General features: G+C 39.9%; 13 protein-coding genes. 1 reads left to right on the plus strand and 12 read right to left on the minus strand.

Annotation, left to right across the window (positions count from 1 at the left end; genetic code table 11):
* The coding region (locus tag BLS33_RS24115; RefSeq protein WP_317039883.1) for a c-type cytochrome domain-containing protein at positions 1-462 on the minus strand (462 nt) is incomplete at its 3' end.
* A gap of 215 nt (positions 463-677) precedes the next feature.
* Between BLS33_RS24115 and BLS33_RS24120 the strand changes: the two genes are divergently transcribed.
* The gene (locus tag BLS33_RS24120; protein ID WP_089895833.1) at positions 678-1,820 is read left to right on the plus strand and encodes a DUF4185 domain-containing protein; all 1,143 of its coding nucleotides are present in this window, start codon (positions 678-680) and stop codon (positions 1,818-1,820) included.
* Between the two features lie 77 nt (positions 1,821-1,897).
* Here BLS33_RS24120 and BLS33_RS24125 read toward each other — a convergent pair whose 3' ends face one another.
* The 11 genes from BLS33_RS24125 to mobC all read right to left on the minus strand — a co-directional run bounded on the left by BLS33_RS24125 (position 1,898) and on the right by mobC (position 25,694).
* Positions 1,898-5,245 carry a VCBS repeat-containing protein gene (locus tag BLS33_RS24125; protein WP_245731665.1) on the minus strand — a complete coding sequence of 1,116 codons (3,348 nt, stop codon included), beginning with the start codon at positions 5,243-5,245 and terminating at the stop codon, positions 1,898-1,900.
* 248 nt (positions 5,246-5,493) lie between these two features.
* On the minus strand, positions 5,494-7,323 hold the full coding sequence (locus BLS33_RS24130; RefSeq protein WP_089895835.1) for a RagB/SusD family nutrient uptake outer membrane protein: 1,830 nt from the start codon (positions 7,321-7,323) through the stop codon (positions 5,494-5,496).
* A 10-nt stretch (positions 7,324-7,333) separates the two neighbouring features.
* A complete protein-coding gene (locus BLS33_RS24135; RefSeq protein WP_089895837.1) occupies positions 7,334-10,471 on the minus strand; it encodes a SusC/RagA family TonB-linked outer membrane protein in 3,138 nt (1,045 codons plus the stop codon).
* A 465-nt stretch (positions 10,472-10,936) separates the two neighbouring features.
* The gene (locus BLS33_RS24140; RefSeq protein WP_089895839.1) at positions 10,937-13,702 is read right to left on the minus strand and encodes a GH92 family glycosyl hydrolase; all 2,766 of its coding nucleotides are present in this window, start codon (positions 13,700-13,702) and stop codon (positions 10,937-10,939) included.
* Between the two features lie 38 nt (positions 13,703-13,740).
* Positions 13,741-15,114, minus strand: coding sequence for a sugar porter family MFS transporter (locus BLS33_RS24145; protein ID WP_176801500.1), 1,374 nt, complete (start codon positions 15,112-15,114; stop codon positions 13,741-13,743).
* Positions 15,115-15,356: 242 nt separating this feature from the next.
* Positions 15,357-18,587: a GH92 family glycosyl hydrolase gene (locus BLS33_RS24150; RefSeq protein ID WP_143017687.1), complete on the minus strand. Its 3,231-nt coding sequence runs from the start codon at positions 18,585-18,587 to the stop codon at positions 15,357-15,359.
* Entirely contained in the window at positions 18,557-19,489 is a 933-nt protein-coding gene (locus tag BLS33_RS24155) for an ROK family protein (protein WP_089895843.1), read from the minus strand. Before BLS33_RS24155 ends, BLS33_RS24150 begins: the two co-directional genes overlap by 31 nt.
* 61 nt (positions 19,490-19,550) lie before the next feature.
* A complete protein-coding gene (locus BLS33_RS24160; protein WP_089895845.1) occupies positions 19,551-20,288 on the minus strand; it encodes a GntR family transcriptional regulator in 738 nt (245 codons plus the stop codon).
* Between the two features lie 162 nt (positions 20,289-20,450).
* Positions 20,451-22,220 carry a class I mannose-6-phosphate isomerase gene (locus tag BLS33_RS24165; RefSeq protein ID WP_089895847.1) on the minus strand — a complete coding sequence of 590 codons (1,770 nt, stop codon included), beginning with the start codon at positions 22,218-22,220 and terminating at the stop codon, positions 20,451-20,453.
* An 808-nt stretch (positions 22,221-23,028) separates the two neighbouring features.
* Positions 23,029-25,314 (minus strand): relaxase/mobilization nuclease domain-containing protein, encoded by a 2,286-nt coding sequence (locus BLS33_RS24170; protein WP_089895849.1) that lies wholly within the window; start codon positions 25,312-25,314, stop codon positions 23,029-23,031.
* On the minus strand, positions 25,311-25,694 hold the full coding sequence (mobC, locus tag BLS33_RS24175; protein ID WP_089895851.1) for a plasmid mobilization relaxosome protein MobC: 384 nt from the start codon (positions 25,692-25,694) through the stop codon (positions 25,311-25,313). The genes BLS33_RS24170 and mobC overlap by 4 nt, the downstream gene beginning before the upstream one ends.
* Between the last annotated feature and the right edge of the window lie 333 nt (positions 25,695-26,027).

Here is a 26,027-nt window from a genome sequence, read left to right on the forward strand (position 1 = left end):
CGATTTCACGGGAGGGATATAGGCCCAGTGTTTCTCGAACTTGGCGCCTTGTTTGATCCATTTCTTGATGAGTTCCTTCTCATGGGGATTGAGTTTCAATTGTGAATCGGAGGGCGGCATGACCTCTTCCGAATCTTCCGATACGATCCGCTTATAGAGCATGCTCATATTCGGCCTACCCGCAACGAGCGCATGTTTCCCCGGGCTTTCGGGCAGTTCCGAAAACGCGTTCTCCTCAAGGTCGAGCCTCAGGCCCGCCTTGCGCTTGTTGGCATCGGGGCCATGGCAGGTATAGCACTTATCGGATAGAATTGGCTTGATATGGAAGTTGTAGTCGACCACATCGGGTATCTTCACCTTCGCGTACCCGTCGTTCTTGATGGTGAACGCCCCCTGCTTGATGGCAAAGAGGACCCCGACCAAAATTGCGAGAATGATGAAAATACCTAGCTTTTGTTTCATGGATGACACGGCTTTGATTCTCCAGTAACTTTAATACTAAAATTTTGGATACTTGAGAAATTCTAGAAAATTATACAGTAATCAAGAATGATTCAAATATAAGAAAATATATGTTTAAACATATGAACAATATTTTTTAACATTTATTTCATAACTTCCTACATTTGAATAGTATGCACACGTTGTACCTGTAATACAATTTTAAACATGACAATATGATCAATTTCAAATTGATAATAATTTTGAAAATTTTGACAGCTATCCTTTTGTTTTCCAATTTTTCATGTATTGAAAAAAAGAGGAATGTTTCTACAGAAAATAGAAATAAGGATGAAATTCGTACTGTTACAAAGGCAGAAGACTTCGAAGATTTGGTTATAGTTGATAGTACAGGGGTTACTGGTGCAGATGGAGCTATTTCCTTTCCGCTAGATAACAATACTTCGTTATTTATGATGGGAGATTCATTTTTGAGACCGATTCATTATAAAAAGAGGGATGTAAATAGTGAAATGATAAATAACACCTTCATTTTGATTGACAAAAAGAAAAAGACCCATAAAGCACTTTATAAGGGTACTGCCAATAATCCAGATGCATTATTGAAACCAAATTATGGCAATGCTAAAGAATATTATTGGCCTGGTCATGGTTTTAAAAAGAAAGGTGTACTTCATGTATTTATGTCACGGTTTTTACATGGTGAAGGCGCCTGGGGGTTTAAATTTTCGGGTACGGATTACATTACTATGGATGCCAAGAGTTTCGAAATTATTTCTCAAAATGATTTTTTGTATTCTAACCGTAACGATGTTCATTACGGACATTCTATAATCAATACAAAAGATTTCACTTATATATATGGAGCATGGAATGGCAAGGATTCCACGGCACTTCATGTAGCAAGAGGAAAACTTGATGGGAACACAAATATGCTACATTCATTTCAGTTTTTCGATGGAAATGGCTGGGACTCCAATCCCATTAAGAGTTCTTCTTTGAAAGGAGTAGGGCAGCCACTGCCCGAACAGTTTTCTGTCTTTGAATATGAGAAAATTTTCGTTCTGATTCTTCAGGCTAGGGAATTGGGTAATGGGAATATCTATTCTTACATATCAGATACGCCAACTGGCCCTTGGCGTAATGAGAAATTGCTATACCATACTACGGAGCAAGAAAACACAAAAGATCAAGTATTTACATATAATGCTATGGCACACCCCCAGTACATGAGTGATAACAAGCTGTTGATTTCTTACTGCGTAAATAGTTTTGAGGTATCAAATATTCATGAAGTAAATACCGACTACTATAGACCGAAATTTATTTGGGTGCCCATGGAAATGATTTTGGAATAGTCATGGTAAAATCAACGAACTGCTTTCAGATTTAGGAAATAGTTAAAAAATGCTTCTAGAAATAAAGAAGTCGAGAATCATAAAATTTCCAGCAACTGCAAGTAATCATCGTTTTTGGCAAAAAGGATACCCGTTCCGCCACCGGCCAAACGTATTTTTTTTGCCGCCTTGACCTCACCTTTTACCATAAGACCGCTTTGGTAGGGCATTTTGCTTTCAAAACCCCCTTTACCATTTCCCACCATAAGGCCGCCATAGCTGGCATCTGCTCTTGGCGTCTCAACTTCCGATCCATAAAGATTTCCTGCATGAACAACGTCTAAATGGCCGTCTTTGTTAATGTCATGAATTACCATCGAGTTCATCGGTGCAATTTGTGCCAAATTATCTAATGGCCATTTTTTGAATGTACCATCCCCTTGGTTTTCCAAGTATATCGATGCAAAGTTGTTCACTTTAAATTGCAATGATTCTTTTAACTCTTCCGTAGTGTATACATCTGCCAAGCTTGCTGACGCAAAAGCCTCATAACTCTTAAATTTATAATTGATGACAGGAATTTGCTCTGATGAGCATCCTTTTCCTCTTACGGGATATTCCGTTCCACTTTCATAATAACTTAAAACAATATCTTCTTTGTTGTTCCGGTCAAAATCATTCATATAAATACTGAACGGTTCGTCTTCGGTAGCTTGATACTTGTAATTCAGGCCAAGATTACCCAAAACGAAATCTTGGTCCCCATCTTGGTCAAAATCTTCATTGATCATTCCGAACCACCAGCCTGCTGTATCTGAAAACCCTATTTTATCCGTTTCATTTACAAATTTCCCTTGTTCATTTTTAAGATAGGTTATAGGCATCCATTCCCCTATGAGCATCAGATCTAGGTAGCTGTTATTGTCAACATCTACCCATTCGGCCTTGGTTACCATCCCCAATTGGGATAGATCTGGCGCAATTTCTTCCGTAACATCAACAAATTTAATTTCTGTTGAAGTACTCTCATTTTTGAGGATAAAACTTCTAGGGGCCTTGGGGTAATTTCTAGGAACAAGTCTTCCGCCAACGAACAAATCCAAATCACCATCATTATCAAAATCTCCAGGAACCGCACAGGATCCGCTACTATGCATTTTAGGCAGGGCTGTTCTATTCCTTTCAAATTTTCCTTCCCCTTTATTTATATACAAACGATCTTGATAATACGCACTTTCACTTTTGGCCTCATTACCGCCACTAACAACATAAAGGTCTTGCAAACCGTCTCCGTTTACATCAAAAAAAGTGGCACTTACATCTTCCTGTTTCTTATCAGATTCCCATATATCATTCGAAATCTCTGAAAAAATACCGTCTTTATTTTGGTGGTACATTTTACCCGCCTGACCAAAAGCGCCGCCCACATAAATATCATCCAATCCGTTATTATCTATATCACCAACAGCCAATGCTGGTCCGTACTCCGATGTTTTATGAGGAAGAAGTACTTGGTACCTAAAATCGTCGAATGGATTTTCTTTATGTTTGAATTTTAATTGTACTTTATCAGTGATGTCTTCAAAAAGCGGTTTTGACTTATTTATTTCAGTTTTTCCTTGAATTTTTGCGTTGTTATAATTTATTGCAAGCATTTGGTTTGAAGTTACATTGTTTAAAATTTCTTCTTTACCATCTTGCCAAAGTATTCTGACTTTTTCTATAGCGGCATCTGATCCAATACCAAAGTGCATGATTGGCTCAACCGATGATTGAAATCCTCTGGTCAAGGTTAATTCTTGAAATTGGGTTTCTCCATTGTTTTCTAGCCATACCTTACAGCCTAAGCCAATTGTATTGTTTTGGGGACCGTTCATTTTCAGCCTTAAAAACTTATTCAATTTCCGGTCAGTCGTCGTATTTTCATAGATAATGCTTTTCTCATCTAGATTGTTAACAATAAGATCTAGGTCCCCATCATTATCAAGATCTCCGTAGGCAACGCCATTTGAAAAGCCATTATAATCGATACCCCATTTTTCACCGATGTCTTCGAATGACAAATCCCCATTATTTTTGAACGCATAGTTCTTGATTTTTTCAAATGGTAGTTTCTTCGTTAGTTCCAAATCATTCAGTTTATCCTGTTCTTCTTTTGGAGCTTTGAAGAAGTCTTGATTATTTATGTCTCGCCTGACACCATTAGTTACGTATACGTCCTTATGTCCATCATTATCAAAATCAGCAAATACGGTTGCCCAACTCCAATCAGTGGAAGACAGCCCTGTCATTCTGGCGACATCACTAAAGCGCGGCAAGCCATCTTTATCATTGCCCATATTCAACTGTAAGCTGTTCGCCGAATACTGATGGTGCAGCCCGTTTCTTACTATCGAATTAAATTTTTCAGGATTCATGGTGGCCATGTTTTCTTTGATTCTTCTGTTGCTTTTAGGTAACATATCCGCTTGAAAGAGATCAAGTAAACCATCATTGTTGAAATCGGCCACATCGGACCCCATGGAAAAGTAGGAGGTATGACTGGTAAGTTTTAAGTTTTCATCAGAAAAAGTACCATCCTGATTGTTAATTAAAAAATAATCGGGTGTAACAAAATCGTTGCAAACATAAAGATCTGGCCAACCATCTTGATTGAAATCTCCTACGGAGATACCCAAAGAAAGTCCGTATTTCATCAAATTGGCCTCTTGAGTAAGGTCTTTAAATTTTCCATTACCATCATTCCTATACAATCGATCACTTTTATCATAGGGGGTTCCTAATTCTCGGTATCTTAAATATTTTTCCATGTTCGGACCGGGTTCGGTCAAAGGATAATTCGCCACGTAAAGATCTTGGTCGCCATCAAGATCATAATCAAAAAAGACTGCCTGCGTGCTATTTCCCGTATCTGCGACACCGTAACTCTCTGCAGATTCTGTAAAAGTTGGCACGCCGCCTTCTTTGGCATCGTTGATATATAACAAGTTCTTTCGGGTTACCCATTTTCCTGAAACGCTAACATAAATGTCCATCCACCCATCTTGATTGGCATCTCCCAAAGTAACACCTGTTACCCATCTATTGTCGGCGGCAACTCCGGCCGATTCGGTAATGTCTTCAAATTGCAAGCCACCCTTGTTAAGGTACAGCTTGTTCTCCACCATGTTTCCAGTAAAATAAACGTCTTGAAGACCATCGTTATTGAAATCCCCTATGGCCACACCGCCTCCCATATAGATATACAGATAGCTGAAATAATTTATAGAATCATTTTCGGTAATGTTATTTGAAAAATGGATTCCAGACTGTTCGGCACCCACTTTTTCAAATAAACCTAGGTCGTTTTTCTCCTTTTTCTCCAAGGTCTTTTCACAACTACTATAGATAATCAGTATTAGCAGTAAAGAAAGAAATCTAAAAATTTTAATGTTACGCTTCATCATATATGACCTATAGTTTATCATTATTTTGGGTACAATGTCTAATTTTGAGCGAACGAACCATATATGGTCGGTGTATGAAATCTAACTCATTGATAAGACAAAACCTTTCGACTTTAGCATAAAGTCGAAAGGGTTCGTCTAATATAGTTGCCTGTTAATAGCTGTTATTTAGATTATATTTTTTGAAAATCAACACAAAAAGATATCATTAAACAATGGCAAGGATTTAAAATCAATAAGGCAATTTATCAATATCCTGGATTTTGTTCCAGTGCCCCTTCACTTTTGTTTATTTCATCTACGGGGATGGGCATTAAGTAATAGTGGTCTCCAGGCCAAGTCGCCCTTGTAGTCGCTGTGGTGATTGTTCCATACTCATAACTCAATTTACCACCATCGGACCAATCTTTGGTTAGACTTGTAATTCCCCTTGCAGGATTCAGGTCTACATTTCCTGGTGCCGCTTTCCATCTCATAAGATCATAAAAACGTGAATCTTCCAAGTTCAATTCTACCACGCGTTCATTTCTATACGCGCGGACCAGATCGGCACCACTCGATGTAATATCGGGCATATTGACAGATTCTCTTTTACGCACCCTATTGATATACTCGCGAGCCAAATCTTCGTTGCCGAGTGCCATTTGGATTTCGGCATAGTTCAATAAAAACTCACCTAATCTAAAATAAGAGGTCACATTATCATAATCATGATCCCAACTAGCCCTTGGACTTGTAAAATCTGTCAGTTTTCTAAATGCGTAACCCGTTTGTATATTCCAATGAAAAGGTGTTTTTCCGGCGACCCAGAAAGATTTGGAGTCTTTTCCAAAATCGAAAATGGTTTCACCGTTCCAATCAGGATTCTCTTGAGGAATTGTTGGATTCGCATCTTCCCAATATTCATAAGCCCTCTCCGCACTCTTTGATCCATCAAAAATTTGAACAATAGCGCCCGAATAGAGCACATTTACATAATATCTCGGATCTCTGTCAATATTTGGGAGCTGGTCATCATAGCCAGAAGCTGGATTCACCGTTATTCCATCGGCAAGATAGGGGTATTCACCGTTGGTCATCTGAAATGCGTTTACAAAGTTTTGCGTAGGGGTGACTCTTTGGTTGGCATCAAACCCACTGGGCCAAAAATCGTAATTATATCCCCATCCCCCTTGCGAGGCGACCCGGTTAAGACTTGTGTAACTTCGGGCTAGTATGCTCTCGTCCTCGGCAACGGGATCATGAAATAAAGCCATATAATCAGGGTGTAAAGTAAACCCGGCATCAATGACCGCCTTGGTAGCCACTTCGGCAGCCTGCCATTTGGCAAGATCATTGCTTGGGTTGTTTAAAGGGCTAGCCATGTACAAAAGCATTCGGGCCTTTAAGGCTAATGCGGCCTGTTTAGTGGCCATCCCTGAAGGTGCATCGCTATGATTAAGAAGAAGCGGAATCGCTTTCTCCGCTTCGGAAATTACGAATGCGGCAACCTCGTCGTAGGTATTTCTTGGCACACTATAAGACTCCTCGGTCAAACTAAAAGTTTCTGTTATTATTGGAACACCACCAAAATGTCTGCTTAATTCGAAATACATATAGGCCCTTAAAAAAAGCATCTGGCCTACCAAGGGATCAAGAGTTTCTTTTTCAATAGCTGAACCTTCAACTTTTTCTAGAAAAAGATTCACATTGGTTATGTATTTATATTGATGGGCCCATAGTCCATTTGTTAGGGCATCTACATTTTCCGGTGTCATGCCAGCCTGTAGATATTCTTCTCCCGGCCCTCCTATATCATTTGTTTGTGTCTGTATAAATGCCAAATCAGTTAGACCTATCAGACCGCCTGCGGCAGGCCTATAATGAACTTTGATGCCATTGTAAGTGGAACCAACATAGCCATTCAAAAAAATGGGATCATTAAAAACATCCGTTTCAGGAATGGCATACAATGGACTCTTGTCCAACATGTCATCATTACATGATGATACCATTACGGCACCCATGGTCACAACTAAGAGAAGGGGAATGACCTTCTTTATATTCTTCAATTTATTTATATGTTTTAAATTTCTCATAGTTATTTTTTTAAAAAGCTAGATTTAAACCGAAACTTATTGTTTTTAATGGAGGATAACCCCCATTATCTTGCTCAGGATCTCCGTAACCATATTTATCCAATTTTGAGAAAGTCAACAAATTATAACCACTGGCATAAAATCTTAGATTATCTATGCCGAATTTATTCATTATATCTTTCGGAAAGCTATACCCAAATTCCATAGACTTTAAACGGAGGTAAGATGCATCTCTGTACCAAAAATCACTGGCGGAGTTTCCTAAAGTGGTGGTGCCCACCCTGGGGAGCAGGGCATTCGTACGGTTTAAAGTAAAGCTATTTTGTGCCGCATAATCAAATGAATTACCTCCGGCTCCTGAATTGAAACCGTTGCTCAACGTTCTTTGTACCTTTGTGGCGCCTTGGAACAATACAGTAAAATCAAAACTCTTATAATTTAAATCCAAGTTTAAACCAAATTGAAGTCTTGGGGTTGCAAGGGGGTCATAACGGTATCTATCATCACTGTTGATCTCGCCATCGTTGTTTAAATCTGCGAAAATCAATTCGCCAAGACCTGCATTTGGGTAATTCACATTATTGTCTAAATCTGCTTGCGATCTGTAAATACCAAGGGCTTCATAGACCAAAATCGAACCAAAAGGTTGACCTTCCAATTTCTGATATAAAAAATCGGTAGGGGTTTCGTCAAAAAATATAATCTTGTTTTTCGCATAAGTCAAAGTTCCTCCCAAACCAAGCCCCACTTCGCCAAAATTCTGATTATACCGTAATGAGAAATCAAATCCTTTATTTTCCATTTCCCCAATATTCTCATCGGGCAGATCTAGACCAGTATAAGATGGAATAGAGGCTATTCTTCGTCCCAATATATTTGTGGTCTTAATTTTAAAATAATCCAATTCAAGATTCAGTGCGCCTTCGAACAAACCCATTTCAAGCCCAATATCAAGATTATCAGATACCTCCCATGTAATGTTCGGATTGGCAACACCATCGGGTATTACGCCTTTTATATCTTGTCCACCAAAAACATAGCCATCTCCAATTACACCGTTCCCGGGAGGTTCACTGTATTTGTAAACCGCCAAGTATTGGAACTGATCCACTCTATCATTACCTAATTGACCCCACGAGCCTCTTAGCTTTAAATGGTTGACTAAATTATTCTTGAAAAAGGATTCCTCAGAAATCGTCCAACCAGCAGATACGCCTGGAAAAAATCCGAATCGCGATTCTTTTGGGAAGGTTATGGATCCGTCATACCTAAAATTAAATCCGAACAAATATTTTGATTTATAGTCGTACGACAAACGGCCAAAGTAATTTTTTCTCGCATTTTCACTACCGGAACCAAAATTCCTAAAATTTGCGGTGTCTTCGCTACCTGCAAAGAGTTGGTCTATCGATTTCGAAGCAAACCCCAAACGTGATGTCCAAAAGTAATTGCCTTTACCTTCGCTTTGCTCATAGGCTACAAAAGCATCGACCCTATGATCTTCTGCTATGGTCGTAGTATAGGCGAGTCTTGCGTTCAGCGTTATGGCCTCTTCTTGCTCAAACCTTTCAGTGAGTCCTTCAGGATCTATATCCCTTGCCTTTACTTTAACAATTTCACCATCTATATTTTTCTCCCAATAGTCCCATGGCCAATTAAACGCTTTGTCATATTGCCACGTTCTATTAAAGGCGGCAAAGCCTTCCAAAGACAGTCCTTCTACACCGGGTATTCTATATTTGTAGGTAAATCTCGATGTTAATACGTGATCTGCTTCTCTCTGATAGCCAACACCCCTTACTCGGGCGGCCTGGTTTAAATGGGACCAGCCCTGCGTAGGGTAACGAGTGTCTCCATCAACAAATGCTTCTACTAATGGACTCGTGTTACCGCTACCACCTGTACCACCTCCCTGAGGATATTGGGAGTTTTTTTGACGTAAGGCTATGTCTAGGCCCAAATCCAGGTTTTCACTTGCCTTGAGATCTAAATTCATCCGCACATTGTATTGTCTATTTTTCGTTTTATCGTCTCCTACCAAAAGGCCTCCTTGAGAAGACGTTCCTAAAGATGTGAAATATCGAATTCGCTCAGAACCTCCTGACATAGTCAATGACTGCCTGTTTTGTGGGGCAGATCGACCTCCGTAAAAGGCTTCTAACCAATTCTCGGATTTTCTTGCTCCTGATGTGAAGTCATTTATTATCTCATTTGGGAAAGAAGGGTCGCTACCATTCAGTACATCAGCTGAATTTACGATATTCATATAGTCTACGGCATTTGCATAATCTCTTTGTTTAGCCAGACTTTGAAAACTTAAGGAAGAATTATAATTGACTTGCATCTTCCCTGATTTACCTCTTTTGGTGGTAATTAAAATAACCCCTCCAGCAGATTGTGCTCCATATATTGCTGCAGAAGCATCTTTTAATACCGTGACCGTCTCAATATCATTGGGGTCTAATCTATCAATGCCATCTGCATTGGCAACCCCGTCAATAACAATGAGTGCTCCACTATTGCGGTAGGTATTTGTTCCTCTTACTTGAATAGTGGCATCATCTCTACCTGGCGTGGAACTGTTTTGTGTTACAAAAACTCCAGACATACGCCCTGCAAGGGAATTTGCCATTGAAACAGTTGGTGATTTATTAATCGTTTCACCCGATACCTGCACTACGGCATTGGTAACTTTTGCTTTTATCTGTGTTCCGTACCCTACTACGATAACTTCGTCTAACTGGCTAGCATCCAATTCCATTTGAACATTAATTGTAGAAGAGGAACCAAGGGTTACTTCTTGGGTAAGATATCCGATGTATGAAACAACTAAGACACTACCCTCACTAACGGTAATGGAGTAATTTCCATCAAAATCTGTGGAGACACCATTGGTAGTCCCTTTTTCAACGACACTGGCCCCTGGAAGACCCACTCCATTTTCATCTAGGATTTGTCCAGTTACACTTTGCTGAAAATCAACATTAGAACTGAGACTCTCACCCTCTTTAAGGAATTCAGCTTTTTTGGATTTGTTGAGAAAATTATCATTTGCCCTCAAACCTGTGCATAGGAAAAAAGATAAAATAAAGAAGTACCCGCCGTAGTTAGTCCATGACCGAACACGTAAGAATAGTTTGCTTTTCATATTTTGGTTTAATTGATTGTTTAGTAATAAAGCATCTGCTCGTTAGATTCTACTGACAAGTTTTTTACAACAGATTAACTTTTACGAAAATGGTGTTCAACTTTGATATCATAAATTATTCCTTGGCTATTTTGTTAAAATTTATTTCTTCAGTTCGGTTTTTGACAAATTGAGACCTAATATGTATCCCTTGTAACAGATAATAGAATCTCTTTATTTGGATTTTTAATCCTTGAATACTCACTAAAAGGGCATTTATTGGGGGAGTTGGCACGAATAAGCTAACATGTACTTATGTTCATACATAGTCAAATATATAAAAAAATAGTTCACAGTTTAATAAATTATTAACTATTTGATTAAGAATTTAATAAATTCTCAATCATGGGAATTGTGAATACTTAATCAATTAATCTGTCCTTCGGTTTTATTAATTGGATATTAAGAAATTCGGTCATTTTTGAATCATTCAGGAAGCTTGAAGGTGCCCCATGTCTTATTGGGTTGGGGACCTAACCATAATTCCAAAAAACCGCCCTTGGAAAAATCAGAATGTTTAAACCAAAATTGGTTCAGTGTTACACCGTTCAAGCTAGCTTTTTGGATGTATTTATTTTCGTCTGAATTGTTATATGCCCTGATGATAAATTTATCCCCTTCATAATATTCAGAATCGAGTTTTATGATAATTTCATCGAATACGGGACTAGTGATATCATATACGGGATCTAGCGCAGCCGTGCCACGTAGACTAAACAGGCCCATGGACATCAGTGCGCTTACACCTCCCATTTGACCCTGATCTTCATCATGGCCACCATAACCCTTATCAGGTGTTATTCCACCATAGGCTTGCTCATTTACCTTACGCACCCAATATTGACTCAACCAGGGCTTACCGGCATAGTTGAATACGTGGGCGTTGGAGCAGCCTGGTTGATTAGCATAGCTCACGTAGCCATTACCATATGCAAAAACAAAGTCTGTAGGTTCTGCCTGTTCAAAAGCAAAATTCAGCTTTTCGCATAGCTTGTCATTACCGCTCATTAATGCCGATAACCCTTGGATGTCATGTGAAACCGACCATGTAGCCTGCCAAGCGTTTGCCTCAATCCATCCTTTACCACTAAGCGGGTCGCTGTGAGACCAATTTCCGTTTTCGTCCTTGGGAAAAATAAGAGATTGGTGTTTGTTGTACAACTGTTTCCAACCTTCGGATCGTTTCAAAAAATAAGCGGCATCTTTTTTCTTTTTCAATCCTTTGGCCATCTGGGCCAGAGACCAATCTTGAAATGCCGCTTCCAGAGTCCTTCCCGCATTTCCCGCAAAGTAGCCTTTGTCAATATAATGGTCGTCGGCTTCCAACATTCCGCCGGGCATATGGTTTTTTTTCATTACAGAATAAGCATGTTCATGGTCTACTTTTGTCAGTATGCCTTTAGTATAAGCCGAAACAATTAAAGGGGTGGCAGGGCAGCCCGTCATAATATAGGAATATCCACCAGCATTTGGACCTCTCGGCAAAAGTCCACCGTTGTTGGCATACTGAACCATTGAAGCTGAAAATTCATCTAACACTTCGGGCCATGCCAGTCCCCATAAAATGTTCAAGTTCCACTGGGTCAACCAAAAAGCATCTGAATTGTACATATGGAATTTAGGTACTCCGTTGTCTTTTTTGGGTAAGGTTCTAACCTTTAATTTGGCATTGAGGGTATGCGATCCTTTTCTGTCACCCTCGGTATAATCAGGATAATCGCCACTATAATCATCTATTTTATGACGCCCTAATAACGTGTGCCATAAATCGGTATAAAATTTAATCTTTTGTGGTTCAGAGCCGCCCTTTACCTCGATTTTTCCCAACCAATCGTTCCATTCCTCCTTTGCTTCCTTTCGTACTTGGTCGAAATTCCAATGGTCACATTCCTGTGTTAAATTATTCTTGGCATTGGCAATACTGGTATAGGAAATAGACATCTTCATTTGTAGTTCGCTACCCTCTATTACATTATAAACCGCGCTGAGCCCTGAAGTAGGGGCATCGTAATAGGACCATCCTTCTGGTCTTCTTGGAGTTTTTTCTGAGCTTCCCTTCAAATGTGTTATATCTTCGTATTTATCTTGGTCTACCCAACCGTTTAGTTTTTCGAAAGGCTTATCAAATTGAATAACAAAAAACAAGGTTACATTATCCGGACCGCCCCATAACCTACCCATCGTATTAACAGAGCCATTAATTTCGGTATCCGTTATTTTAGTCACTTTGGCATCGGTCATAGTGCTAGTACCTATGTACCCCCCTAGATTTACTAAGATATTCGATACGGCATCTTTCGTGTATTTGAATCGATAAAAACTTACGCGATCCGTAGTGGTTTGCTCTACCCATATGTTATAGTCTTCAAGGAAAACCTTTTGATATCCAGGTTGTACAACTTCATCTTCATGTGAAAAGCTCGATTTCCATTTTTGTTCTCCTAATGAAGGATTGATCTCACCTGCAGTTGGCATAAGGTCTAACCCCGAAAGCATCCAGCCATGTACTTGAGGGAACCCCAATATTTCATTGGTATTGTAGTTATAGCCACCTCCCATTTGGTTTTTGTTCCGAGTCATAGGGGCGGCGCTTATCATACCGAAAGGACGACTTCCGGTGACAAAATAAAAATACCTTCCCCTGGTTGTCTCGATATAGGGATCTACCCATGACACATAATCATCATAGTCCGTTGGAGCAGGAAATACTTCTATTTCTGATAAGCCAAGATGGTCACCATCTCCATCGGTAACCACAAACTTAACCCATTCTACCTTTTTATCAGGAAAAGAAACTGTTTTAGGGCTTCCGTCATTAGGAATCGCCGTAACGCTTATTTCTGTACCATCACTAAAATATAGGGTTCCTCCTGCCGTGTGGGCATCCAAGGTGGTCCTATCGAATAATACAATCTTATTGATGGTTTGTAGACTGTCCCAATCCAGTTGCATCCAAGGATAGTTTACACCGCCCCAGAAATTCATCATACTGTCAGAGGCCCACTCTCCAATATTTGTATAGCGTGCCATGCCATCATTGACATTGACAATATCGAAAGCAGAGTTCAGACTTGTGCTTGCCTTAGCTTTAGCCGTGCCGGCGATGTTTTCCGGACCCGCTTGGGTTTTGGTTAATATTATCGCAAATAGGAGGGTGATTATCACGGTTTTTTGATGGGATAGAAAAGACATAATTTTAAGGTGTTTTATATGATTGACTTTCTAGAAACTTACTTCTTACCCCAGCTTTTTTCAATTTCTTCCAAAGTCTTCCCCTTGGTTTCGGGAATCATTTTGTAGGTGAAAATCAATAGGAAAATAGCATTGCCCATAAATATCCAAAAGGTATATGCCCCTCCCAGATTTTCGAGCATTATCGGCGTAAATTGTGTGATGGCCACAACCCCCAACCAAATGGTCATGGTCGCAAAGGACATTGCCAAACCTCTTATTTTCATCGGGAAAATTTCTGAAATAATCACCCATGGGATCGGCCCGAGCGACGAGGAAAAACTTGCTATAAACCCCAATATGAAGATTAGTGTCCAAAGACTGGCACTATGGCCTAAATAGAACACCAGTCCCGTTCCGAAAAGACATATAATCATACCCGATAACCCCCATAACAATAAGGTCCTTCTTCCCATTCTATCAATAAAGTAAATAGCTACAAAGGTGAAAATGGTATTAACAAAACCAATAATTACGGTCTGTTGTAGGGCCGAATCGGTACCGAAACCAATATTCTTGAATATTTCAGGAGCATAATATATGATGGCATTAATACCAGTAATCTGTGAGAACAAAGCCAAGACCAAACCGATTATCAATGCCCTTCTTAACTTTGTAGCGAACAACTCTTTCAATGTTCCCTTTTCGGCCCTAATCGTTTCTTTAATCTCATTTAAAACTTGTTTCCCCTTTTCTTTCCCATTTACTTTTTCTAGAATGGTAGCCGCTTCTTCTTCCTTACCCTTCAATGTCAGCCAACGCGGACTTTCGGGAACTAAAAAGAGTAATATAAAGAAAAGAAGTGCGGGTATAATCTCTGAGCCGAGCATATACCGCCATCCCATATCGATGTTCCAGGCTTCGGTTCCCACATTGGCTATCTTGAGATTAACGAAATAGACAAAGTTGATTCCCAACACAATGGCCAATTGGTACAATGAAACCAGCATTCCTCTCATCTTCGCCGGTGCAATCTCAGAAATATACAAGGGTGAAAGCATGGAGGCTGCCCCCACACCCAATCCTCCAACGAACCTGGCCGCTACAAATTGTGTAAGAGTATTCGGGAGGGCCGATCCTATCGCAGAGAGCGAAAAAAGGACGGCGGTCGCCAGTAACACCTTTTTTCTTCCCAATCTGTCACTAGCATATCCGGCGAACATGGCCCCAAACAAACAACCCCATATGGCACTCGATGCCGCCCACCCGATCATTGCAGATGATAGTTCAAACTTGATTTGCAAGAACCCTATTGCACCAGCAATTACGGCGGTATCGTAACCGAATAAAAGCCCACCCAAGGCGGCCACCGCGGTCACCAAATACACATATTTCATGTTGGTCTTAGCAGTATTTTCGTCCTTCAAACTCATATTTTCGAATTATTTGGTCATGTTATTTTAATATCCTAACTGTCTAGCTAGGATTAGAAAGCAAGGGTAATGGACCTTTTTGAGCATATCAGTCCAAGATTGGGTAATTCATTCTAAACTATTCGCAGATGTCATAACTATCTTATTTTAACAATTATCGAATGGCACTTTTAAAAAATCACCACTAAGGTATCGTCAATTATAACCTTCTTTATTGCTGCTAGGGAGTGAAATAGCCAGGGTTACTTCTTGAATAAGTCCTTATAGGGAACGTCCTTCATTTCTAGTAGCAGCTCCCCTCCCATTATTACCTCCTTTTGAGGAAATTTCCATGAAACCAATTTATTACCATTCAGTGTGGCCGCGTGAATGTATTTATTATCTCGGGAGGCATTTTTGGCTTTGATAACAAAAGTGTTTCCTCCGTAATATTTATCGCTAAGATGAATGGTCACTTTTTCAAACCTAGGACTTCCTATTTCATACTGAGGATGGATCGCGGCTCCACCATCCATTTGAAATAGTCCAAGTGTACTCATCACGTACCAGGCACTCATTTGGCCCTGATCTTCATCTCCAGGATAGGCATCACGTGGACCGGTTCCATAATATTTTTCCTGTATCTCCCTTGCCCACTTTTGAGTCAACCACGAAGCTCCCGCGTAATTAAATAGATAACTAGACTGCATATTTGGCTGATTACCATGATTGATGGGATATTTTGAAAAATTATCGCCTAAGGCATTAAAATTTACTTTTTTCGATTGGTGCATCGCACTGTCTAAACGGGCAACAAAGCGCTCTTTGCCAATAACGTCAACCAAGCCTTTCATATTATGTGGAACAAACCAGCTAAATTGCCAGGCATTGCCCTCAACAAAACCGGGCGTGTGATAGGGGTCAAATGGCTCGTGCCATGTTCCGTCGGCATTCTTTGGCCGCATAAAGCCCGTTTTAGGGTCAAAGATATTTTGCCAGTTCCCAGCACGGTCCATAAATAACTTATAATCCTTGTCCTTCTTTAGGACCTTAGCGGCCTGGGCCAGACACCAATCGTCAAAAGCATATTCAAGGGTATTGGAGACATAACTTTGGTACAGGTTCGTATTTAACGGTACATATCCATATTTCAAATAAGGTTCAAGGCTTTCATTGCCCACCCTTCCCCCTCCGGGATGGGAGTCCATGGGAAGGGTTGTCTGTACGTGGTGCATGGCTTTATATGCATTTTCAAAATCAAAATCGTTGATGCCACTATTCCATGCACCTACGATCCAGGGAATAGCGTGTTCGGCAACCATCACGCTGGAATATTCTCCGCCGAAAATACCCTTGGAGAGCCAGCCTCCCTTATCGTAAAAAGCAAGAAGGCTTTTTACCTGCATCGAAGAAAACTCGGGGACAATCAGCTGATTCAATTGCTGAACGTTCCAAAATGTATTCCAAAATTCCCCCGAACACAACCTTTGATCGGGATCGTCAAATGTTTGTACCTCCTCATTCATGTCCAGCCATTGACCGTTTACGTCGCCCCACGCCATTCGGCCAGATAAAGCCCTGTATAGATTGGTATAGAATTTTACCTTTTGTAGATAGTCATCGGTCTGTACTTCTATCCTGCCCAGATATTTGTTCCAGATTTCCTGTTGGTTTTTGACCACTTGTTCAAAATTCCAATCGAAGGGCTCTGTGATTTCCTTTTTTAAATTCAACCATGCATTTTCCGTACTCACCAAAGAAATGGAGCTTCTGACTAAAATTGTATCATTCTCGGTTGTTTTGAAATTTACAATTGCACCAACACTTCCTGAACCTTTGATAGTCTTGGTGTCATTTTGAACCGATTCATAGGTTAGGCCATGGTTCATTTTTTCCAATGCCTTGGATTTGTCCGTCCACCCACCCATACTTTCAAAAGGTTTGTTGAATTCCAATGCGAAATACAATTTGTAATCTTGGGTCATCACGTACCCTGTCTTATCGCAAATATGATGTACATAGCCTTCTATTCTATAATCATCTAATCGCGTAATCTCCGTCTCCACATTTTGATAGCCATATTCGGCATCGGCATACCCATCGATTATAACGCGTGAAACCTTCGATTTCGGAAAAATATACCTTTGCAAACCTGCCCGGGTAGTAGCCGTAAGATCGACATGTATATTATAGTCCGTTAAGTCTACACTGTATTTTCCGATTGTAGCTTTTTCGGTCGATTTATCGATTCGGGATCGATACCCTAAATCCGGACTGTACTCTGGTCCGGGGTTTGTTTGTAGTGCACCAACGGTCGGCATCATCAGAAAGCCGGCCATAGTCCATTCTTGGGTATGGTTGAAACCTGTCACACTTTCTATTTGGTATTCATAGCCTGCCTTCCATACCGTTCCTTGATTATTTGGCCCAAGTTGTACCATGGGCATTGGGTTACGGGGTCCCGGTGTAATCATCCATCGAGATCCGCTCGTGCCCATAAACTGATCTACATAATCTGAAAGTTCAATTTGTTCTTTAGGGGTTCTTCGTAGTTGTTCCTTATATTTTAGTTTTCCATCAATATATATATTGACTTCGGACATTTTTTTAGAGGATACAGCTGGAACATAGAATTCAAGAATACTGTTTCCAACCTCAATTTTTTTAATCATCTCTTGACCGTCAACCGAGATTTTAATCTCTGAATTGTTTTCTTGCTGTAGGATATCGACTAAAAGCGGTTGAACATCTTTATTCTTTTCCTTCATTTCAAAATCGGCAAAAGCAACGGACTTCAACACCGTATTACCGATTTTGCCCAAGGATAGTTCTTTAGGGCCTATCAACTTAATACCATCAAACACACACCAACCACCGGTCATATTTTGGAAAATAATCTCGTTCACTCCCTTCCTTAATTCTTTCGATGGAAATGAAAATGTAATTGTCTGCATAATGGCATTTAACCGTTCAGGTAGGTCTCCTGATCTACCGAGCCGTAGCTGATGTTCGTATACTTTTCCATTAATGAAGGCACGGAAAAGGGGCGCGTTTTTAGAACTAACCTCTAAGATATCGACTACAAGTTTGCAAGTATCCGTCTCAATGGTTTGCTCAAGTTCAAAATAGATAGGTAACTTATGAAGCGCACGCCCAGACCAATAACCGTAACCGGCAAAATCGTCTTTAGGTCCAGGAAGGATATAGGGCCAATCATTCTCAGGTTTTGATTTGCCAACCACATAATACCTATTAGCGCCACCAAAACCCTTGGGGGCAAACTCAGCATACCTATTTGGAGTCAAAGCAAATTCTGAATGGGATCCATCAGCCTGTCCGATGCTCCAAATCAACTGTTGTGAAGGAGATTGTGCAACCGTAGCTGTGCTTAAAAACAGTATAATATAAGCATTATAAAAAAGATATCTCAAAGACCTTTGCATATTGACGTACATATCATCTTTTAGTAAATTGTGTTCTGTGTTTGTTCCCAAAAATGGGAGTCATATAATTTGGCACTTCCTATAATGGCCGCCTCTTCCAATACATCGGATATTTCAAAACCAACGTGTATTCCCTCATCTTGGATCTTACATTTCAACGCAGGGAGAAAAAAATTACTAGCCTTGGAGACATTACCTCCTAGAACAATAAGGTCGGGTTGATATTTTTTAAGAAAAGGCAATATAAATTCCGCCATATTCGAACCGAATTCAATAAAAAGTTTTCGAGAATTATCATTATTTGCTTCCGCTATTTCCCTGACTCCAGTAGCTTCGACTCCCGAAATTTCTTTATATCTTTTAATGCACCAACGGGTGGAAAAGTAATCGTCACCCAAGGCATTCTTGTACGGTTTGTCCCACATAAAACCACCCATTGGTACGTCTTCCGAATTTACTTGGGGCACGCCGTTCTTGATGAATGCCGATCCAAAACCAGTACCCAATGTAATTGCGACCACCTTGCTATGGTCTTTGGCCATGCCCATTGAAGCAACTCCAACTCCAAAAGCAGTAGCATCGTTGATGAACCTATAATCGGACTTAAAGGATTTAAGATATTTTTGAAATTCGTTTGGAATGGAAACATTATATAGGCTTTCATATTTTTTATTGTTTCCAACGAACATCGCCAATCCGGTTTTATAATTAAAAGGGCCGGGCATAGCAAAGCCTATCTTAATTTTGTCATGAATTCCGGAACTTTCAATAGATTGATTGATTGCCTTGCTCCAGTTTTTGAGAATGTCTTCTTTGGATGCTTTATTATCTACTTTAACGGTATAAGTAGTGCCCTCAATTATCTTGAGTTCAACTATGTCTACAGCCGAGCTCGTGACATGGCTGCCACCGACATCAACCCCAATTGCCCACTGCGCAGTCATGCTTGACATTCTTAATGTTTAAATGTTCGTACATATTATTTGAATAAAAAAATTCCTTATTCAGAAACTTCTAAAGCTCCCTCTTAATATCTATATCATATGTAAAGTAATCGGTGTGATAATACACTATATTAAATTCAACTGGACGATCCCCGATGTCGGTAACTAAGCGCTCCCTTTTTAAAATCGCTACATCATTTCCGATTTCCAACATGGCTGCAATTTTTTTATCCGACTTTATAGCTCTTAATTTTTCCTTTGATGTGGAAACTATAGTATCGTGCTCCTTCTCCAATAATTCATATAATGGTGTCATAAAGTTTTCATCTCCGGTTATTCCAATTCTAGGGTGGAAATAGGATACGGAATACAGGTATTTCGCTTCTTTAGATCCTCGTATTTTTTCAAGTTTCCATATTTTTTTTGTCTGGGTGACCCCCAAAGCTTTATATACTTCATCCTCTACATCCACTAAGGCGATATTGACGAGATAATTTACAACCTCAATTCCTTGATTTCGCATCTCTTTGGTAAAGCTGATCCAATTATCGAGTCGCGTTGAAATTTTTCTGGTCACAACTTTAGTGCCGACCCCTTTTTTCCGCTCAATTAGGCCTTCGTGAACCAATTTGTTAATGGCCTGTCGAATGGTATTTCTCGAAACCCCAAGTTTTTTGGACATGGTCACTTCTTTGGGTAGAAATTTTTCGCCGCTTTTATAATCTTTCTTAGCAATCAATTTTCTGAGATATTCCTCTATTTGGGCATGAAGTGGTACTGGGCTATTTTGGTCTAATTTAAATTCCATAGTTGTTTTCTTCAGGGAGAATCTGATAAATATCCTCCTAATATACTACTATTGTTCGGCTCACCTATTTTCCAAACGGTCCAATTCTGTGCATGGCACGAAATCAAAGTAGTGATTAGGTCGAGTAGTGATATAATGGGATTTTTGTTCATATAGATTATTCTAACAAGCTTCATCTTTTACAAAAGAGACAATGACCTTTGCTGTGTTTTTACCATTATTTATTAATCGAAAAGTTTTGGATGCCGCCGGTACCGCAAAAGTTTCTGCAAATTGGAATGTTTGTGGAGGGCAGTCATTAGGTATCAGATTAATTGAAGTGCCTTCGACTAGCATTAGGATATGGCACTGGTCATTAGTGCTTATTTTAATTTCATCTTCAAATTCATATCGATAGATTTCATAGAAATGATCCGGATGGGTAGGCAAATGTATCTTCGTCCAATCATCACCGCTACTTTTGACATATGGTTTTGAAACTAAAGTTTCAAGAACATTTTCGCCCTGTCTTTCAAAATTCAGATTGTTGAAAGCATGTTGTATATTCATAGGACGGGGGTGCCCATCAAGATCTAACCGCTGCCAATCGTACATTTTAAAAGTGAAAATGTATGGGGTGGCGCTAATTTCAAGAACCATGTTGTTTACGCTCGAACAATGTATCGTGCCATGCGGTATTAAGAATAAATCGTGTTTTTTAGCGGGAAGTTTCTGCACGTATTTTCCAACGTCCAGCACTTCTTTTGACTCATAACTGTGTTCCAAAGCCCTCCTGAATTCATTGGGGTCTATATTTTCTTGAAAACCGAGGTAGACATTCGCATCATTACCGGCGTCTAGAATATAATAAGTTTCATCTTGAGTAAAGTTTTCACCGAATTCTTTTTTTATGTATTCGGGTTTTGGATGGCATTGCACGGACAAATTTCCTCCATCGTAAGTATCCAAAAAATCGAATCTGATTGGGAATTCATCTTGAAATCTTTTTGCTGCTTTGCCTAGAATATTTTCAGATTCTTGAAACATGAGCATATCAAAAGATACTTCCAATAGTTTTCCACTATTCTCAAATACTAGACCATTTTCGGGAACGATCATTTCAAAAGACCAGGCATAATTAGGCACATCAAGGTTAAGGCCTAAAAACCGCTCTTTCATCCATTGACCGCCCCAAACACCTGGTTCGAACCATGGACGTGCCCTAAAATAGGTTTTAGACATTTTGGCAAGGCTTCGACGTAAAGCGGTCCCAGTTGTCCAGGTAGGATTTGACGGTCTTTGTTGGTCTACAATAATTGAGATTTTGGGCAATAATCTTTTCTTTTCCTTGTTTAGCACCACCCAGTCAACAAAGTAAAAATGCTTATACATTTGCTTGGGGTCTTTCGTGGTAGTTGAACCGAAATTTGTGATACAACCCGCTCGCATCCTAAATTGCAGTTCGTTTTTTGGTAAATCAAAATACACTAAAAATCCATCAATATTGGCTTGACTTGCACCAGTACCATAAATTAGAGTAATGTCATAATCTTTTGAGATTGATAGGCTGTCAATTTTATTCGAGTCGAAAAAATCTTTGATAGCAAGTGTTGTTTTGAAGCCAAAAATAGAACCGTCATCCCTTAGAAACGGTTTTTTTAGTCTATTGATTTCACTTTCCTCTTTCATACAAGTTTCAATGTCAATAGCTTGTATAGATAGACCTTTCGCCTTTAATTTCTTTGTTAGAGTGCTGCCTATCTCTTTCCAGTCTACCCCAATATAGCCATCAAGCAAGAGTACCTTTTCTTTTACGATTTCATCGACCAAGCCGTCATAACCTAGATTAATTATACCCTCTTCAAGAGGAAACGAAGGATAAATGTCATAGGAAGGTTTTTTAGTAGTTTGTTTCTCGAGCGGCATTAAATATTGACTGGTCTTCCTTTTCATCTAAATTCGATTAATATAAGAATATACTTGCTAATATATGAAATATATGTTCATATGTATGAACATATAAAAAATTTATTTTTGGAGCTATTGCTTATAATGTTTTTGAAAAACTTTTGAAAAAATATATAGATGCCATTCGTTAATACTTGTATCAGCATCACTTCTATCTGTTATTTTTCGATTTGCATACTATTCATCTAAAATTTGTTTTCTAGAAGGTTAAATGACTTCGGAAGACCAAAGAAATTATTATCAAAACAATTATGTAGTCCGGTATTGAGACCGTAATTGATATATTTTGATAGAAATAACCACAAAGTCGAAATCCCCGTGTAGCTTGTATTGTAACACTTTATGGAGTTAACATGAAGATTTCTCTGATGATTAAAACTTTTGCTTTCGAATTTTATATATGCGAAATTGGATGTTTATAATTGCAATCCCCGAGAAGTTGAACCACACTTTATGGAAACATTTTTTTTGGTGTTTTTGGGTAGGAAAAACACATTAAATTTAAGCACAACAGTCGATCCTTTGATTAATTTGCCAGTAATGAGATTTCACTACATATAAAAACACCAAATAATGTTAATCAATTATATTAAAATGAAATTTCATTCATGACTTATCTGCACGCGGATCCTGTGGAATTTCTTCCGTGTTCGGGAGGATAAGCAAGAAGAAGAAATTCCATAGGGCGAAACCAGATGTTAGCTTGAAACTCCATACCTTTTCTTCTTCTCCCTATCCACAAAAAAATGCCCTTTCGAGGCAAAAATCGCATATCCAAATCTTTTCATTGATTCTACATTGAAAGTCCCCTGCCCTTATACTTTGTAAAGTCCGTAAACTCGTCCTTGAACCCGTTAAACAATTCTTCCTCTCTAAAACTATTACTTCCCAACAAATTGCCAAGCGCATAAACACCCTGTCGCAATAGACGCGCCTGTTTTTTGTCCACTTGCTTTTGGGAAACAATACCTAGGGTTTCCTTCAGTCCGTTCTGCATATGGTATTCCAATATCTCCAAAGGTAGATTGGGTCTCACCCCATCCAATACCAAGAGATAGGCCGCCTTCTTATATTGCCCTCGCTCTATCAAATGACCGCACCAAAGACTTTTTAAATTATCCCGTCCAGATGTTTCGATGTCCTTCAAGGTTTCTGCTTGCTTATCCAAAACCTGGTCCAAGTCTGTTGACGACTCCAGATAGGCCTGTGTTTTTGGCGAAAGCGGAACTTTTTCAGCGTACTTGGAATATATCGAACCGATGCACAGCTTTTCTTCATTTCTTTCGAAATAGAAACCTTTGGCATTGAAAAATGCTATATAATCCCTCGGGGATTTTTCGAAGGAAACCTGCATACGCTCTGCATATTTATGATAGGATTTCAGGCTCAGCATTTCAAATTTTTGTCTGTATGGTGCAGCCATGGCTTTATATAGGTTCGGGAACATCAATGGAAGGAACATCGCCGACGGCCGTAGATCGATTTCATTTTCGGTCCTGTCGTTCAAAAGCCCGTCCAGTACTTTTTCGTTTTCCTTGATAAAACCGGGGGAAGCATAAAAATCGATTTGGTCCGGCAACGGTATGTGGCCTAAATTCAGTTTGATTTGATGCTTATAGGAATTCGTATATCGGAGTATGCCCCTGTCGTAGTCGGTACCAAGACTGTGGATAAGCTCGAAAAGAACCTTCTGTTGCTGTGGTGCTTCGAATAGTTGCTCGCCGATGGCCTTTTTTATGAGTTCGGCCTTTGCGTTCAGTTCCTTTTCTTCCTTGTGTGATTCCGTATCATAAAGCTTGTCCTTTACCGTATTGAATTGTTCCTGGATTATACCGCCCAAGTTCCTGTTGTCGGTAAGTAAATACTTTTTAAGAAATAGAAAACGTTCCGATCTGGCCATTTCCATGACCAGCGCTTTTATCGGCATCCTATCGATATGCTCCGAATATAGGATCTTGTTTCCCGTATTTTGATAGGTACTCTTATAAGCTTCCCGGATGCACCTTTGAAGCTCTAGTTGTAGTTGTTCGCTTTCCGCATACATCTGGGTATATTCGCTTCCGAACAGTTCGGGGTTTTCTTGAATGCCGATATTAGGTGCTATTTCGTCACTTTTGAGTACATATCCCGATTTGTCATAGATGGTAAAGCCCATGGCTTTTCCTTCTTCATTATAATCGACCTTGCAATCCAGTTTTTGATAAATTTTTAGGATATCGGGGAGGTGTTCTGGGTTTATCGTCTTAAAAAGTCCGTAAGCCGTATTTATTTGTTTTTCCAACCGTTTTTTGACCATCGGCAAGAGTTTCGAGCTTCGGTTCTGTTCAAAGACCTTTTGCAGTTTTGGACCGCTCAATTGTGGGTGTACGGTATAACCGTTGATGAACCTTGATTTGTAACCATTATTTACGTCAACGCCGTAGGATACCCCTACCCGTCCATTTCGCTCGACCGTCCTTAGCTCGATATGATGCTTCTTAAGGTGCCGCGAAAGTTCGTTGAAACTTCTGACCTTGTACTTTTGCAGGGCGATGTTAACGATGTCCTGTATATAGAACCGGACCCCGTTGCTGTCACGGTTCCGGAACTCGGGCATCTCATATTTCGGCAGCTCCCTTGTATTCCTTGTATCGGGCGATGGGGAAAGTTCGAACTCCTTTTCGAGGTACTTTTGGGTCGCTATGCTCCTTCTGATATCGTTGGAGAGGTTGATCTGCAAACAGTCTTCTTTGATGGTGGACGAGACGATATGCACATGTTCGTGTTTCGTATCATGGTGACGGATCACGACATAGGGCTGTTCGCCATAGCCCATATGTTCCATATATCTTTTGGAGAGTTCGAAGAAATCGGTGTCGTTCAAGTGCTCGCCACGGGGCAGGTTAAGTGAGATATGCGCATACCTTTTCTCCGAATCGTGCCGATTGCCGAGATGGTAGAGTACCCTGCCGAAAAACTTCATGTCGGTGTTGGTATCGGAATAGGTGTTCTGAAAGCCGACTACGGTGCTTTTTGGTTTGCCCGATACATAGTTCAGCACGCCCTGTATATTGCTGCGATATAATATCCTTGTTATCATTCTTGGTTTTCGGTGTTGATGGTTTCAATCAGTTCCAGCATCAATTCGTTCGCCCTATCCAATTCCTGTCCGAGGTCCGCGTTCGGGCTTCTCATGTCCTTGTAATTGGCCACCTTTACCAGCTGGTTGATGTTGGTGCCTATCTTGTTGATCTGGTAACTTAAGGTGGAGACGCCATCGGGAATCCGTTTATCCATTATCGTTTCCCTGTCCAGGATAAGCTTTCTTAGGAAAGGGCCGACCGTTCCCCTTTTCTTGAAATCAAGGTTATAGGATTGCAGGATGGTCTTCACCTTTTCCAGTTCCGTACCATTGAACCGGAGCGTTATGGCATGCATCCTTTTCTTGTCCCCCAATCGTTTTCTGCCGCCTTTGTTCATTGCCTATTTTTACTCGATTTTAATCGGTTTCACTTCGTCAGAAGTAGGCGGTTTTGCGATGCGCGAAACATCACTTGCTATCCACCTTCGTGGATAAATATATACAATCAAATTGAATTATAATAATCTCATAATCAATATTTTATGTCGTAATATCATATCGGACCATATCGAATTATATGGGTACAGATACGAAATTTATCCGGCCTGATATGGTGTTGAAAAAATTAGGGAAATATGGAAATTTCCCAGTTTTTTTGTGGTCAGGGAGAGAAAAGTGCAAGCGGTCTTTTCGCCGCTTGTTCTTTTGCGCGGCACCTAGGGGGTCGTGCA

It is taken from the genome of Kriegella aquimaris (assembly GCF_900103215.1).
GTDB classification, from domain to species: Bacteria; Bacteroidota; Bacteroidia; order Flavobacteriales; family Flavobacteriaceae; genus Kriegella; species Kriegella aquimaris.